Origin of the sequence: Rhizobium sp. Root708, from assembly GCF_001429725.1 — a bacterium.
GTDB lineage: Bacteria > Pseudomonadota > Alphaproteobacteria > Rhizobiales > Rhizobiaceae > Rhizobium.
Map to the genome: position 1 here is coordinate 77,014 of NZ_LMHV01000002.1, position 14,018 is coordinate 91,031.

General features: G+C 57.0%; 16 protein-coding genes. 5 read left to right on the forward strand and 11 right to left on the reverse strand.

All coding sequences use genetic code 11. The features are described 5' to 3' along the window. Positions 1-3 precede the first annotated feature (3 nt). Together ASE04_RS02600 and ASE04_RS02605 are read right to left on the reverse strand one after the other, a co-directional pair. Entirely contained in the window at positions 4-414 is a 411-nt protein-coding gene (locus ASE04_RS02600) for an Ohr family peroxiredoxin (RefSeq protein WP_056811522.1), read from the reverse strand. Between the two features lie 46 nt (positions 415-460). Then, positions 461-1,768 carry an epoxide hydrolase family protein gene (locus ASE04_RS02605; protein WP_056811525.1) on the reverse strand — a complete coding sequence of 436 codons (1,308 nt, stop codon included), beginning with the start codon at positions 1,766-1,768 and terminating at the stop codon, positions 461-463. 246 nt (positions 1,769-2,014) lie between these two features. On the opposite strand from ASE04_RS02605, the gene ASE04_RS02610 reads away from it, so the two are divergent. Then, positions 2,015-2,410 carry an Ohr family peroxiredoxin gene (locus tag ASE04_RS02610; protein WP_056811840.1) on the forward strand — a complete coding sequence of 132 codons (396 nt, stop codon included), beginning with the start codon at positions 2,015-2,017 and terminating at the stop codon, positions 2,408-2,410. A 495-nt stretch (positions 2,411-2,905) separates the two neighbouring features. Beyond that, on the forward strand, positions 2,906-3,478 hold the full coding sequence (locus ASE04_RS02615; protein WP_056811528.1) for a transglutaminase-like cysteine peptidase: 573 nt from the start codon (positions 2,906-2,908) through the stop codon (positions 3,476-3,478). An 88-nt stretch (positions 3,479-3,566) separates the two neighbouring features. Here the strand turns inward: ASE04_RS02615 and ASE04_RS02620 are convergent, their stop codons facing one another. From ASE04_RS02620 to ASE04_RS02650, 7 genes are all read right to left on the reverse strand, one after another. Continuing rightward, positions 3,567-5,582, reverse strand: coding sequence for an adenylate/guanylate cyclase domain-containing protein (locus tag ASE04_RS02620; protein WP_082597237.1), 2,016 nt, complete (start codon positions 5,580-5,582; stop codon positions 3,567-3,569). Between the two features lie 132 nt (positions 5,583-5,714). Beyond that, entirely contained in the window at positions 5,715-6,575 is an 861-nt protein-coding gene (locus ASE04_RS02625) for an SDR family NAD(P)-dependent oxidoreductase (RefSeq protein ID WP_056811531.1), read from the reverse strand. Beyond that, positions 6,572-7,357, reverse strand: a complete 786-nt coding sequence (locus ASE04_RS02630; RefSeq protein ID WP_056811533.1) for a hypothetical protein — start codon at positions 7,355-7,357, stop codon at positions 6,572-6,574. Before ASE04_RS02630 ends, ASE04_RS02625 begins: the two co-directional genes overlap by 4 nt. 9 nt (positions 7,358-7,366) lie before the next feature. After that, positions 7,367-7,954: a protein-S-isoprenylcysteine O-methyltransferase gene (locus tag ASE04_RS02635; protein WP_156408684.1), complete on the reverse strand. Its 588-nt coding sequence runs from the start codon at positions 7,952-7,954 to the stop codon at positions 7,367-7,369. A gap of 117 nt (positions 7,955-8,071) precedes the next feature. Then, a complete protein-coding gene (locus tag ASE04_RS02640) occupies positions 8,072-8,659 on the reverse strand; it encodes a hypothetical protein (RefSeq protein WP_056811540.1) in 588 nt (195 codons plus the stop codon). 126 nt (positions 8,660-8,785) lie between these two features. Further along, a complete protein-coding gene (locus ASE04_RS02645) occupies positions 8,786-8,908 on the reverse strand; it encodes a hypothetical protein (protein ID WP_056811544.1) in 123 nt (40 codons plus the stop codon). Positions 8,909-9,072: 164 nt separating this feature from the next. Next, positions 9,073-9,660, reverse strand: a complete 588-nt coding sequence (locus ASE04_RS02650; RefSeq protein ID WP_056811548.1) for a L,D-transpeptidase — start codon at positions 9,658-9,660, stop codon at positions 9,073-9,075. Positions 9,661-9,830: 170 nt separating this feature from the next. Between ASE04_RS02650 and ASE04_RS02655 the strand changes: the two genes are divergently transcribed. Then, positions 9,831-10,589 (forward strand): SDR family NAD(P)-dependent oxidoreductase, encoded by a 759-nt coding sequence (locus ASE04_RS02655; protein ID WP_056811550.1) that lies wholly within the window; start codon positions 9,831-9,833, stop codon positions 10,587-10,589. A gap of 95 nt (positions 10,590-10,684) precedes the next feature. Here ASE04_RS02655 and ASE04_RS02660 read toward each other — a convergent pair whose 3' ends face one another. Both ASE04_RS02660 and ASE04_RS02665 read right to left on the reverse strand, forming a co-directional pair. Then, positions 10,685-11,725: a fatty acid desaturase gene (locus ASE04_RS02660; protein WP_056811555.1), complete on the reverse strand. Its 1,041-nt coding sequence runs from the start codon at positions 11,723-11,725 to the stop codon at positions 10,685-10,687. Positions 11,726-11,796: 71 nt separating this feature from the next. Further along, a complete protein-coding gene (locus ASE04_RS02665; protein ID WP_056811557.1) occupies positions 11,797-12,177 on the reverse strand; it encodes a DUF6481 family protein in 381 nt (126 codons plus the stop codon). Positions 12,178-12,756: 579 nt separating this feature from the next. Between ASE04_RS02665 and ASE04_RS31405 the strand changes: the two genes are divergently transcribed. Together ASE04_RS31405 and rsgA are read left to right on the forward strand one after the other, a co-directional pair. Next, positions 12,757-12,930: a hypothetical protein gene (locus tag ASE04_RS31405; protein ID WP_244490318.1), complete on the forward strand. Its 174-nt coding sequence runs from the start codon at positions 12,757-12,759 to the stop codon at positions 12,928-12,930. 64 nt (positions 12,931-12,994) lie between these two features. After that, entirely contained in the window at positions 12,995-14,005 is a 1,011-nt protein-coding gene (gene rsgA / locus ASE04_RS02670) for a ribosome small subunit-dependent GTPase A (protein ID WP_056811560.1), read from the forward strand. Positions 14,006-14,018 lie beyond the last annotated feature (13 nt).

Consider the following 14,018-nt stretch of genomic DNA (forward strand, 5'->3'; position numbering starts at 1 on the left):
CGGTCACGCTAGAAGGAATGTGACGTCCACGTTACCTCGGGTGGCCTTGGCAAACGGACATATGCTTTGTGCTTTCTGGATCAAGGACAATGCGACGTCATGCTCGATGCAATGAAGGTCGATCGTAAACCGGACTTCAAAGAAAAGGCTATTCCCCTCCGAGAACAGATCGACCTCGGCATGAATTTTGATTTTCCCGGAAACCTTCACCCCAGTCTCGCGCGCGACCTGTGCCAACGAGCTTGCGAAACTGGTCGACCAGGCCGCCGCCACAAGGTGCTCGGGATTGGTTCCGGTTCGTATCGGCGCGGCGTTGGAAAGTCTGATGTCGAGCATACCGTCAGAGACGCCATTTTTACGTCCCCCGATGGTTTCGGTGATGCCTGTGTAGGTCAGACGCACTGTCTTTTCCATTCAGGAGCCCCTCGTGCGGCTGGAGCCCGAAGGCTCCGGCCCAAGCTCAGCCAGATTTCCGAACGCCACGAAAGCCGGCGCGCAGTTCGTCCGTGAAGAACTTCGGCTGTTCCCAGGCAGCAAAATGACCGCCCCTGGGGAGCTTGTTGTAGTGCACCAGATTTGGGTACGCCTTTTCGGCCCAGGCACGCGGCGTCTGGTACAGTTCGTCGGGGAACACACTCACCGCAACCGGAACCGTGACCCCCTTCGGGGCAAAAAACGCAAGCTTGTTTTCCCAGTACAGCCGGGCGGCAGAAACGCCGGTGTTCGTCAGCCAGAACAGAGTGACGTTGTCCAGGACATCGTCTGGGCTCAGGCCTTCGTCCTTGCCATCAAATGATCTCGCAATCATCTCCAGGCTCGCCCTATCGTGATCGAGCATGTATGTGGCCAGGGCAATCGGAGAGTCCGACAACCCTGTGAGGGTCTGTGGCCGCGTCCCCATCAAGAATGCGTAGTAGACATTCTTGTAAAAGAACACGAGCTGGTCGTAGGACGCCTTCTCCTCGGCCGAGAGCCCCGATGGAGCCGGCGCGCCGACAAAGGACGCGTTGTTGATTTCAATGGGGATTGCCCCTGGCATGTTGGTGTGGATGCCGAGCAGCTCCGGAGGAGCTTGAACGCCAATCATGTCCGTGACGACTGCACCCCAGTCTCCCCCCTGCGCCACGAATTGCTTGTAGCCGAGGCGGCGCATCAATGTGATCCACGCGACAGCTATGCGTTCGGGCCCCCAGCCGGTGCCGTCCGGCTTACCAGAGAAGCCGTATCCGGGCATCGACGGGATGACGATATCGAATGCGTCCTCGGCAGTCCCGCCGTGAGCCGTCGGGTCGGTGAGCGGGCCGATGATCTTCAGTTGCTCAATAATTGAACCCGGCCATCCATGTGTCACAATCAGCGGGAGGGCATTCTCGTGCTTTGAGCGAACGTGAATGAAATGGATGTCGAGTCCATCAATCTCGGTGATGAAGTTCGGCACGGCGTTGAGGCGGGCTTCGGCCTTGCGCCAGTCGTATCTGTTTTGCCAGTGATCCAGTACCTGCCGGGTGGTTTTGAGGGGCACGCCTTGGGTAAAATCATCGACCGTCTCTTTTTCCGGCAGCCTGGTGCGGGCAAGGCGATCGCGTAGATCGGCGAGATCGCTATCTGGAATGCTCACCTGGAATGGGCGTATTGCCTCGGAGTCCGGCGTCGCGCTAGCGTTCAACGGGAGCAGGCTGGTAACTCCAAAGGCAGCTATGCCGGAAGCGGTAGCGGCCAACAGGCGTCGGCGGTCTGCATCGACAATCTCGCTCTTGATCTCGGCCATGATCATTCTCCTTGGAAACGATGTGATTGTCTGCACGATTGTGCTGCTCCAAGGGGTACGCCTCGTTCTTGAGATAGACACGTTAGGCGTTATTAGTTGTTGATAGGCGTGCGATAGCCGTGATCGCCCATGGCTCACCGCTATTGACGTCTAACAACGCATAACGTGCGATCCCCATGTCGGCGAAGTAGGTTTTTGGTCAGCACAGCGGTGCAGACATTCAAATCAACCGAAAGGAATTTCGCCATGACCGCCAAGGTTCTTTTTACAGGCAAGACGCACAACACAAACGGCCGCGAAGGCGGTGCTCGTAGCAGCGATGGTTTTCTGGACATCAAGATGAAGCAGCCGCATCCGGCCGCCGAAAATCTGTTCGGAGCAGCGTGGTCCGCCTGCTACATGGGAGCCATCGAGGTTGCCGCTTCACAGAGGCAGCTCAAGCTTCCCGCTGGGACTTCGGTCGATGCGGAAATCGATCTAAACGCCGACGAGGGCAACTATTTCCTCAGCGCACGCCTCAACGTCAGCGTCCCCGGTGTCGACCCGGTGATCGCCCGCGAGCTTATCGACGCGGCTCACACGATCTGCCCGTATTCGAAGGCGACACACGGTCACATCAACGTTGCCACCAACCTCGTCTGAGCACGAGCCCTTGGGTCCGCCTGAGTGTGCAGGCGGACCTGGCGCCATGGAACCATGTCGCTGACAGGGTCGGTAAAGATTTGGAGGCAAAGATGTTGAAGCTCTGCCGCCAAAGCTGCACTATGAGCCCCTGGCGCCGGGTGCACGACTTTGATTGCGACGGCAAATAGGTCTCATCGCTGACCGCAAAACGGCGAACCAGTAGCCGATCGACAGTGCTGACAATTGGCGTACTGGCTCCCGCTGTACGCGAGAGGACAGTTTGCATTCGCCCCTCCTTGGTGGCTTTTTCGTTGAAAATCGCGCGATGCTGTGAGACGCTGCTATCGTGGGGACCTCGGGTCGCGTACCTCGCTGGACGCTATTACTAACTCATCGCCAAAATCGTCATGTCTTCGGCCGTATCACAATCGCCGAAGGTTGGATTTTGCGTGCCGTCAATTTTTTGCAAGGGTTCGGGACCTCCGCGACTCTGGCATAAACGAGGAGGCCAGCATGCGAATATTGACTTCCATTCTCGGTGTTTTTGTTTCTCTTCCGCTGCTTTTCAATCAAGCGGTTGCCGGCTCCGAAATTCCAACACACGGATCTATCGCCGCGCCACCCGGTTTCAGCTCGGCTTGTGCGAGATATGACTGGTTGTGCCAGGGCAATGGCAGTAGCACGATCAATGACGACGAGGCTCTGCGCGTATTGCAGGAAGTCAATCGCTATGTAAATGCCCGTGTTAAGCCGGTCGTGGATCCTCGCAAATCCTTTTACTGGTCGGTCAGCGACAGCGGGGATTGCAAGGATTTTGCACTTACGAAAATGAAAACGCTCCTCCACGTCGGGTTTCCATCAAGCAGGCTGGCGCTCTCCGTCGTTCTCGATCGTGGCAGGAAAAACCATATGGTCTTGCTTGCCCGGCTGAACTCTGGCGACTACGTTTTGGACAACCTGAGCGGCACAGTCAAACCGTGGCGTCGAACTGGCTATACCTTCTTGGCCAGTCAAAATTTCAAGCGGAAGGGAAGTTGGCAAGTCACCCTTGCCGGCCCACAAGCGAGCTCTTTCTACGAGGACTAAGTCCAAATTCATCTCATGCATTCATGAGAGCTCGGGCGCGCCGATGAGGCCAGCCCGACAGTTTGCCTTGGCTCGTGCCGAGATAGCATTAAGTCCCAATCGCCTTCAGCAGCTCATGTATTTCGATTTCTTGGGTGCGTCCCTTTAGGTTCGCGCGCCCCAGATCTCGAAACTCGAAGAGTTCCCCCACCGCCGTGCGCACCGCGCCGCTGGCTAGGATCGCAGTTCCGTATTCTTTATTCATTCCCTCGAGCCTGGACCCCACGTTAACGGTGTCACCCATCGCCGTATATTGGCGCCGAGTGTTCGCACCTACGCTTCCCACGACCGCATATCCTGTATGGACGCCAAATCGCGTCGCGAGTTCTGGCCGGCCCGACAAGACGTTCGCGGCGTTCATGTCATCGACAGCCGCTTTCATCGCAAGAGTACACTGGCAGGCTTTTGCAACGTGATGCTCGTCTCGGGTTGGCGCGTTCCACATTGCGAAGATCGAGTCACCGAGGTACTGGACGATCGTTCCGTCATGCCGCTCCACGATGGCATTCAGACACTCGAAGTATGTCGACAACAGATCCACCACTTCTTCTGGCGAACGCTGCTCGGAAATGGTGGTGAAGTCCTTGATGTCGGTGAAGACCACTGTGATCTCCTGGCGCCCCGCCAATCCAACAGCTGACTGCCCCGACGCGATTATTCTCCTCACCAGTTCTCGGGGAACATAGAGGGAGAACGTGGCGATGGTACTGCGAGCCGTTTCAAGTGCGTGCCCGAGAACATTGATCTCCGCGATCCACGAATGGGGCAATCGCCGTTTCTCGAATCTCAGATCGCCGATCCTGTGAGCTTCGTCCGCCAGGAAGAAAAGCGATTTGCTGATCAGGCGCGCAATCACGATCGCCGCAACGATGCCGGCAGCGACGAACGCGGCGGCGGTCAAGAGGTTGTTGAACAGCAGCCGATCGGTCGGACCGACGAGATCATCAAGGGGGGCCGCGATGACGACAGTATTGCCTTTCAGCAGTCCGGAAAACTCGACGGGGGAAAACTGCGCAACGTAGTGGGTCGCATTGACTGAGAACGGCACGATCCCCGTGCTCCGCTGGCCGTCGTCCCTTACCTCCAACAGTCGGCGTATCGGTGCAATTGCAGGATCAACAGCTTCCAAGGATGGAATGTCTTCGGCATCGCCTCGCGACAACGTTTCGAGGACGCTCGCCATGATCCTCGCGTCCGAGTGAACGATGAGACGCCCATCGCCGTCGAACATGTAACCCTTGGCATGTTCAGAGACAGCTTCCTTGTTCAGCAGGTGGCTTACCGTTTCAAGCAAGACGTCGACACCGGCGACGATCCTTGCATCCTTGCTCATGGGAACTGCAAGCGTCAGACTAAGTGATTTCGTTGTGGCTGTCACATAAGGGCCGACCGACACCGGCGCATTGGCGCGGACCGCATTGTGGTACCACGTCCTGGTTCGGGGATCGTAGCTGTCGTTGCGCTCGTCACGCATCTCGAGCTGGGCACCACTCTTGCTCAGGAAGCGCCACGTGGAGGAAGAATCCGATCCGGTTTTGGCAATGGTTCGAATCGCGAACGAGGTTTCTTCGGGGGCGAACAGAACTTCGCGCCACTTCGGGTTAACATCAACATTCACAGCCTGGATAAAACTTCCGTCTGGATAGGCGGCATATACGTCATCAATATAATCGGCGCTCTGCAGCACTTTGAGAAGATAGTCACGCTTTGCTTCGAAGTCCTGCGGGGGCGGCGTCAGCATCTGAGGCAATACGGACGCCGTCTCTACCGCCGAATAACCGTCGCCAAAAACGCTGCGGTAGTTCTCAACGACGCGCAGGCCGAGCTGGCGCATTTGTGATTCACCCGCTGCCAGCGCCGTGGTACGCCCTTGCACGTAGGCCATCCACATGAGCGGGGCGGAAATACAAACAAGAAGACCAACGATCACAACGCTCAGGTGGACCCGGAGTGGTCTCGACCACGCAGCAGCGCCGCTCGTTCCATGGGAATCGGCTTCGTGGTGGCGCTCGACGGGTCTTTTTCGTTCCGGAGAGGGCGTTAGCGGCTCGGTTGTATCTTTCATTTCACCTGTCACAGCTCCGCTGTTGAAATGCAGGCAACTTTTGTCGGCAGCAGCGACACACAATGCGAGCGCGAAAAGGCCCCGTTCGCAGACCATACGTTGCATATCGCCGATGGCGCAATATTGATTTGGTTAGTTCCTCATTGAAGAACATTTGCATTTAGCAAATGTCTCACCTGAACCGCATGGGCAAGGATCGCTCTTGCGGCGCTGCAGGCGATAGACCACTGGCAACAGCAACGAGGTTGGCAGAACCGTTGCAATAGCAATCAGGACTTTTGCGGAAATTCCAGGGATGACAAGCCGGCGACCCGATCTGAACCCCCGCCAGGCCTGTTCGGCAACATAGTCCGCACTAAGTTTCGGCAGAACCTTGAAAAGCGTTGCACGACCGGCACCGGAGCTGTCCAGAAAATCGGTGGCAACAGGACCCGGCGCGACACAAGTTACGGTCACGCCCGTACCGCGCAGCTCCTGAGATAGAGCAGTAGAAAACGATCGGACAAAGCTCTTGCTGGCATAGTAGACGGCCATGTTCGGCCCCGCCAGGAAGCTTGCGACAGAGCCGAGGTTAATGATGCCGCCGCGCCTTCTCCTCGCCATACCAGGCGAAAATCGCAACGTGAAATCGGCGAGCGTTCGGATGTTGAGGTCGACTATCCCAAGCTGGTCGGCGATCGGCAGCAGGGTGGCGGCACCACGAAGGCCGTAACCGGCATTGTTCACGAGCACGTCGCAGAACAACCCATGTCTCGCCAGAAAGGACTCAAGCTGTTTCGATGCGTCCGAAGAGGAAAGGTCGATTGGAAATACTACCGCCCTGCCGCCTGCAGCACGGAGCTCTGCTTCCACCGCTTCAAGGTTGGATTCAGACCGAGCCACCAGGACGACAGTCGTATCCTCGCGTGCAGCGATCTTGGCGATCGATCGACCGATGCCTCTCGACGCTCCAAGAACAACGGTGGCCGGCAGTAACTCCCCGCCACCAATCATATGGAGCTCTCTCCGAGAGCAACGTTCGACACAAGATTGCCCGAGGACATTGCCCTGACTTCGCTGGCGATCTCGTTGTTGAGAATGGCTTCGAAACGCTCCAGGGCGCGGGCAACATTTGCACCATCCATGACCCGGTGATCGTAAAGGATACGCACCGCGACACTCCCGTCCGGGCCGATCGGGCCATAGTTCAGGAGCGTCGTCAACGGCGTCAGCGGATTGAGCGATTCTGCGCCGAGCCCCGAATAGACCGAGAGCTGGAACGTACCGAAGAAACGCGGACGCTGCCGACCGAGATTCAATCCGAACCACATCCCGATCCACCGGAGCGGCGCTGGGATGTTGGCGAACTTAAGCGCGCGACGAAACTGTTTTATGTCCATGACAGGACGCGAACGCGCCTCTCGCAACAAGACGTCAAGCTGTTCGATTGATCTGCGTTCGGGCGATTTTATCGAACCGAGGAGCACGATGCGCTCGCCGCCGTGCTCCCGCTCGTGTGCAACGGATGCGACACTTTCGGGATACTCATAGAGGTGCGGCCACGGTAACTTCACATAGGCGCGCCGGAACTCGACAACGTCCAAGGCAAGGAGCCCATACCCCTTCAAGAACAATGCGGTCCAGGACGGCTTGGCGTCCTGTGCATTTCGGGCGTCCACCAATGGCCCGATCCGCATTTGCCGCTGGACGGTGACGCGCGGGATCCCGATGGAAAACCGCATCAGGTCTCCGACAAGTCGCCTTGCTGCCGAGAGCTTGATCGATCGACCTCGCATGATGCCACCTTAATAGACGTAAGGGATGATTCGCTTCGTCCGCCGCATGTATTCACGATATCGCGAACCGAAGAATTCGAGCATCATCTGCTCTTCCTTGTCAACTCGAAGGAAGAAAAGGACTGCGAAGCCTGCGAAACCCGCCAATCCCACGATCCAGTTTGCGAGAAGGAAGGCCTGGCCCCCGGCCATTAAAAGAAACGAGGTGTACATTGGGTGGCGGACAAGAGCATAGGGACCGCTGGCTATCAGTTCGTGTTCCTCGCGGATCTCCAAGGAAATAGACCAGTTCTTGCCCAGTTCCTTGTGCGTCCGTCGGAAGATCCACATGGCGGCAGCGTAGAGGACGGCGCCAAGCAGAAGCGAAATCGGTCGAGCGGAATAGGTCGCTTCGTGGGGAAATCCGGTTAGGGCAAAAAGTCCGGGGATGAGGCCAAGTCCAACGGAGGCGGAGACGAGCCCGACCTTGTCTCTCGTGGACCTCTGATTGCTGACGATGCGGTGCCGCCTTGCCCGCCGTTCGGCCGGTCGACGGATCAAGTACCAGGCGACAACCCCCATCGCCCAGATAATCTTGCCGAGGCTTACCAGTGCCAAACTCACCCCCGATTATCATTTCAGACCGACATGCCAACCAGCGGCCATCACGCTCGCGACATCAATGTTCGCAGAAGCTTACCTTACGCTAACGGCCGCGTCGTGAGCAAGTATTGCTCACCCCGTTGTGTTCATCTGCCTGAGTTGGGTTATAAATTGCTGTGGCCTTAGCCAGATCCCCGGCGTCTTGTAGCCCATGTGGCGGGCGATTTCCCCTGTCCATGCATTGCAGTTGTTGACGGTCGCTTCCCACGTCTTCGAAATCGCCTGCTGCTTGCGAATGAAGGCAACGACGTCCCGATATTCCGCGTCGCTCAAAAGCACCCGCCAACTTGCCGAGCGGTACTGCTCTTCTAGATCGCCGTCCGTCCAGCCGGTCGAGGCAGGAACTGGTATGAAATGGCCGACAACGTATTGAGATGGATCATGCGAGGCTGGCGCTAGGCCCGCCACTTCGGGACGGATCATGTTTCCGTTCCTGTCGAGTTCACCGAAGACGACATAGGTGTGGCCATAGCTCAGGGCATATCGGGACCGAAACTCGATGAAGTGCCGGCTCGCCGCGACTTTCGTGGTCGTTGCGCTACCGGCATCTTTACTTGTCGATGTGAATCGCGGCTGTGGCGGCTTGTCAGCCGTCTGGCAGGATGAAAGCGCGCATGCGATCGCAGCCGCAAGCAAAAGACGACCTTTGGTAAGCGGCATCGCTACGCTCCATTTCTCAAGCCATATGTGAGCCACGCGTCGGCCGGCTGCGGCGACGAGAAATCAGTCCTTTTAAAACTCTCAAAGAAAGAAGGGCCAATCGGGCCCCTCTTTCCAAGATCCTAATTACTTATAGACCGCGGCGGCTTCAGGCGGAGGTGCCTTGCCCTTTCCTTTACCCATGTTTGCGCAAGCGCTGAGATTGGCAACGGCAATTATTGCGGCCATGACGATAATAATGCGGCTCATCAAGAAGTCCTCTCCTCATCTGGGGTAGCTTATCGAAGGCAAACACTTACTATGCTAGCAACAACCCAGAAGATGACCAGTGTGGAATCACTCTGGCTGCGCTATTTCTACTTTAGCATTAACAAATGCGCATAGCCAAGCTTTCGTTGTCTGCCGCGAAAGCGCTAGATGACGATCACCTTCGATCCGACGGGAACTCGTCTGTAAAGGTCGACAATACTCTCGTTTGTCATGCGCACGCAGCCGTTCGAAACAGCTTGTCCGATAGACCACGGCGCATTGGTTCCGTGCACCCTGAACATCGTGTCTTGTCCACCTTGATACAGATAGAGGGCCGCCGCACCCAGAGGATTGAGCGGACCACCAGGGACACCATCGGCATATTTGATCAGCCTTGGCTTACGTTGCATCATCTCCTCGGTCGGCTTCCACGAGGGCCATTCGGCTTTTCTGCCCACTGATGCTACGCCCTTAAAGCTCAGTCCCTCCTCCCCGACCGCGACGCCGTAGCGTGTCGCGCGTCCACCGGACTCTACAAAGTATAAAAAGCGCTCTGAGGTATTGACCACAATCGTTCCCGGCGCTTCACCACCATTATAGGCCACCTCTTGTCGACGGTACCTTGGACTTCGATCGGGATCGCCTCGAAAAGCCGAACTTAAATGCCAATCTTCCGAACGAACGCAGCTGGAGAGCACCATGCCCATTCCGCCAAAAATGATTCCTCGGCGCGTGACGAGGTATTTGCACATTTTCACCTGCCACTATCTGTTAGTTTTGACGATCGAAACTAACATCGACAGAGATTAGGTCAAAGCTGGATGTAGATGAAAATCAATATTTGGTGCAAAGATACTGAACTGAGGTGCGCCTTGCAGTTGTGAGGCAATATGCGAGCTGCTTGCGGGAGGAATAAAAATCGATGGAGCTGGGCCTTCGAGACAAAATTGCCGTTGTAACCGGTGGAGGGTCAGGAATAGGCGCTGCGATCTGCCGCCAGCTTGCTCACGAAGGTGTCCGTGTCGTGATCGCTGACATCGATATGGAGAAGGCCACTCGCCTCGCTGAGGAAATCACCGTTGGCGACGGCAGGGCCATGCCGTCTTACGTCGATGTCGGCGACGCTCAGTCGGTTGAACGTCTGTTCGCCGACGTGGTCAAAGAATGGGGCGGATTGAACCTTGCCGTCAACAATGCCGGTATCCACGGCATGCGCAACCCCACCGGCAGTTATCCGATCGAAGAATGGCAACGGGTTACAAAGGTCAATCTCGATGGGGTCTTTTACTGCATGAAACATGAGATCAACGCCATGCTGGAAAGCGGCGGCGGATCGATCGTCAACGTTTCGTCCATTCTCGGAACCGTCGCCCTGCCGCTGACTGCTGCCTACACCGCAGCAAAACATGGTGTTGTCGGGCTGACGAAGGCCGCGGCGATCGAATACGCACGCTTCGGTATTCGCATCAACGTCGTCGGGCCCGGATGGATCGATACGCCGCTTGTGGCGGAGGTCCAACAGGCGGCAAGCTACCTGAAACGCATGGATAGCCTTCAGCCCATGGGTCGGCGTGGCAAGCCGGAGGAGGTCGCAGGCCTTGCCTGCTTTCTCCTCTCGGAGCAGGCAAGCTTCATCACGGGAAGCTATCATGCTGTCGATGGTGCCTACACATCGCACTAGACCGCCCAGCACGCGATCCACGAATACCGTCCGATTCTGATCGAGCTCCCGGCGGCGGCGGTCCTGTTGGATTCCCGCCCCAGGCTGCTCAGAAGCTATTGGTGCGCCGTGGCTTTCCGAGCTTCTCGGAAAGAAACTAGCCTGCCCAGCCGTTCATCCCATAACGCAAGTCGGACGCACCGGAAGCTTTCCCATAAAGTTATGCGACCGATGCCTGCCAGTTCTGGATGATCGCGCAGGACTTCCGGAAGACGATAATATGGAATTCGGCTCGAGAGATGATGAATGTGATGGACGCCGATATTGCCCGTCAGCCATCGAAGCACGAGCGGAAGGTCGTAATGCGACGCGCCATGGAGGGCGGCTTGAGGAAATTGCCATTCTCCCGCCTTTGACCAATGCGTTTCTTCGAACTGGTGCTGCACATAAAACAGCCAGACGCCGGCAGCTCCCGCCAACAAAACCACAGGAAGATGGACCAAGAGGAAAGGTACAAGCCCCACGGCCCATATCATCAAGGCAGCGACGAACGCGATCGCCAGATTGGTTGCCATGGTGGAAACCCAGGGCAAGACTTCAGCGCCCATCATACCGATCGGCAGGCGCTGCTTGAGAAGGAACACCCAGACAGGACCAATGCCGAACATAACAAGCGGATGCCTGTAAAGCCGGTATCCGAGCCTCCGTGCCGGAGAAAGGGCGCGATATTCAGCGACCGTTAGTGTGGCGATGTCACCCACTCCCCGTTCATCGAGATTGCCGGCAGAGGCATGATGTTCGGCATGCGTTCGCCGCCAGTAATCGTATGGTGTTAGCGTGAGAACGCCGAGCACACGCCCCGTCCATGTGTCCAACCTTCGCCGCGCGAAGAACGAACCGTGCCCGCAGTCGTGTTGGATCATGAAGAGCCGGAGTAGGAAAGCCGCCGCCGGCAGAACAAGGACGCCGCCCAGCCACGAACCGTTAATGATGGAAATACACGCGCCGGCCCAGAACACAGCGAACGGCACAATCGTCACCAGAAGCTCAAACACACTGCGGCCAAATCGCGGCTGCCGGTATTGCGCAAGAATCTTTAGCCAAGCGCCAGCCGTATCCTGTTGCGGCGAGCTTGGTCGGCGGGCTTGAGCGTTCATCTGAAGCGAGCCCTTCCTGATTTCAGGGGTGGAACTCGCTAACTCCAGGCTTCCATATGAGTTTTCGGACATCAGGCGCGCCGAGCCTTGCGTGCCGCATAACGGCGATCGCGCTCGGCCTTGCGTGCTGCTTCATCGGCCACGACGCGGGAAGCACGACTGTCGATTTCCGCCTGTCTGGCTTCAGCCTCGGCCTTCTCCTGCGCCTCCGCCGCGACAGCCAAAGCCTCGGCCTCGATCAAGAGGCGATTACTTTCCTCCGCCTTCGAAGCATCGCGCTCGGCGCGACGTGCAGTCCTCGCGGAAGCGACCGCATCGCGCGCCGCAAGCCTTTCCTGCATTTCAGGGTCCGTCGGTTTCGGCGCTGACTTGAATTTTGCCAGGAGCTCATGCTTGGACTTTTCCGCCGACTTGCGGCGTTCAGCGAAGCTGTTGTCGTTCGAAAGTTTCAATAGATTTCCCTTTTCAGAGACAGGTTCGATTAGCAAATACCCGTCCTGACTAGACGGAGCGTTGTAGGTCGGGTGAAATATTAACAATGAGAACAGATGTCTACCTGATCTTCATATCGCGCGATTGAACCAGTTGACGGTCTAAAGGTCATCACAGACCAATTCGTTGCACACACCAATTCCCGCCGAGCGACACACATCGGTCCGTCAACTTTGATGAGAGCTGATCAAGAGGCGCAGAGCGCACCCCAAACAAGCATCGGCAAACAAAGCATCGATAATCCGTGCATACACTAGGCATACTCTTACGTCGACGTTTTGTTTTATATCTGGCTGTTTGCGATTTTAGGGGGTATCTAGGCTGGGAACGCTTCCCCGCAAGAGCACTGGGGACGTAGATTCTGCAGTGTCGAGCTACCGCATCGCCAACGCGTGCGTCAGAAAACTCGCTAGCAGGAACGCAGCGACGTGGTCGATCATTTTGCGCAGCGCCTCCATAGAGGAACCGTCGCGTGAAGCAGGCGCTGTCGGGCATAGTCTCCAGCGTCAAGAAACATTAGCCTGGCTAGAGGACTTTCAATGGGTTTCAGAACACCGAAGATCGAATATGTAAACGGCTACAAGATTGTCGAACTCGATGGGCCAACATTCAAGGTCTTCGACGGCGATCGTCAACTCGGTGACGATTACCCCTATTCCGGCGAGGCAGCGGCATACGCTAATTCCTTGCCAAAGCGTGAGCCGCAAAGGTAGGCGAAACGCTGCGAGCCCATCCCAGCCACTCCGCACAGCCGTCGTACCGAATGCGAGACAAAATTTGACCACCCTTCATTCAACGCTGGAACAGCTCGGTTGGTCCGAGTTCTTCGCGGATCAACTTGGACCTGGCGAAGCCGGCCTCGTCCCCAGGCGTGTCGCCTCGGTACATCGTGCACGCATCGAAGTGATCGATGTCAATGGGCCAGTCGGACTGCAGCTCCCGGCCCATAGTAGTACCGCTGACTTCGCGGTGGGCGATTGGATTCTGGCCGATCCGCTGACCGACATGCTTGTCACGCGCCTTGAGCGGAAAAGCGTGTTTCAGCGGCGGACCGAAGGTGGACACGGCCAGCAATTGGTTGCTGCTAACGTTGATACGCTGTTGATCGTTACTTCGTGTAACGCCGATTTCGATCCCGCTCGGTTGGAACGCTACCTGATTATGGCCAAGCAGGCCGGCAGCAATCCAGTCGTTGTGCTCACCAAGGCCGATATGGCTGCAGACATTGGCGAGTTCCAGTCCCTGGCCAAGGCGCTGCAACATGACCTCCCTGTCATCGCACTCAACGGGCGCTCCGCCGACGCCGTTTCCCTCTTGAAACCCTGGTACGGCGTTGGTCAGACAATCGCGTTGGTGGGATCCTCCGGGGTCGGAAAATCGACACTCGTAAACACCTTGGTTGGATCTGATACCAAGCAGAAGACCGGCACCATCCGAGAGTACGACGCGCAGGGCCGGCACACCACCACGGCGCGGTCGCTGCATGCAATTCCAGGCGGTGGATGGGTCATCGATACGCCAGGAATAAGAACGCTGCTCGTCAGCGACGTCACAGACGGAATAGATATACACTTTTCCGAAATCACCGAGTTGGCAACGCTTTGCCGGTTTCGCGACTGTACCCATGCCCATGAGCCGGGTTGCGCGGTTCAGGCGGCCGTCAAGAGCGGCACTTTAGCCGCCGACCGTCTTGAGCGCTGGCGAAGCCTTGTTGTGGAAAATCGCGATAGAACGCCAATCATCAGCGGGCCACGTGGCAACAAAATCGTTCGCAAGAAGAAATATTGAAGATCGCCACGCG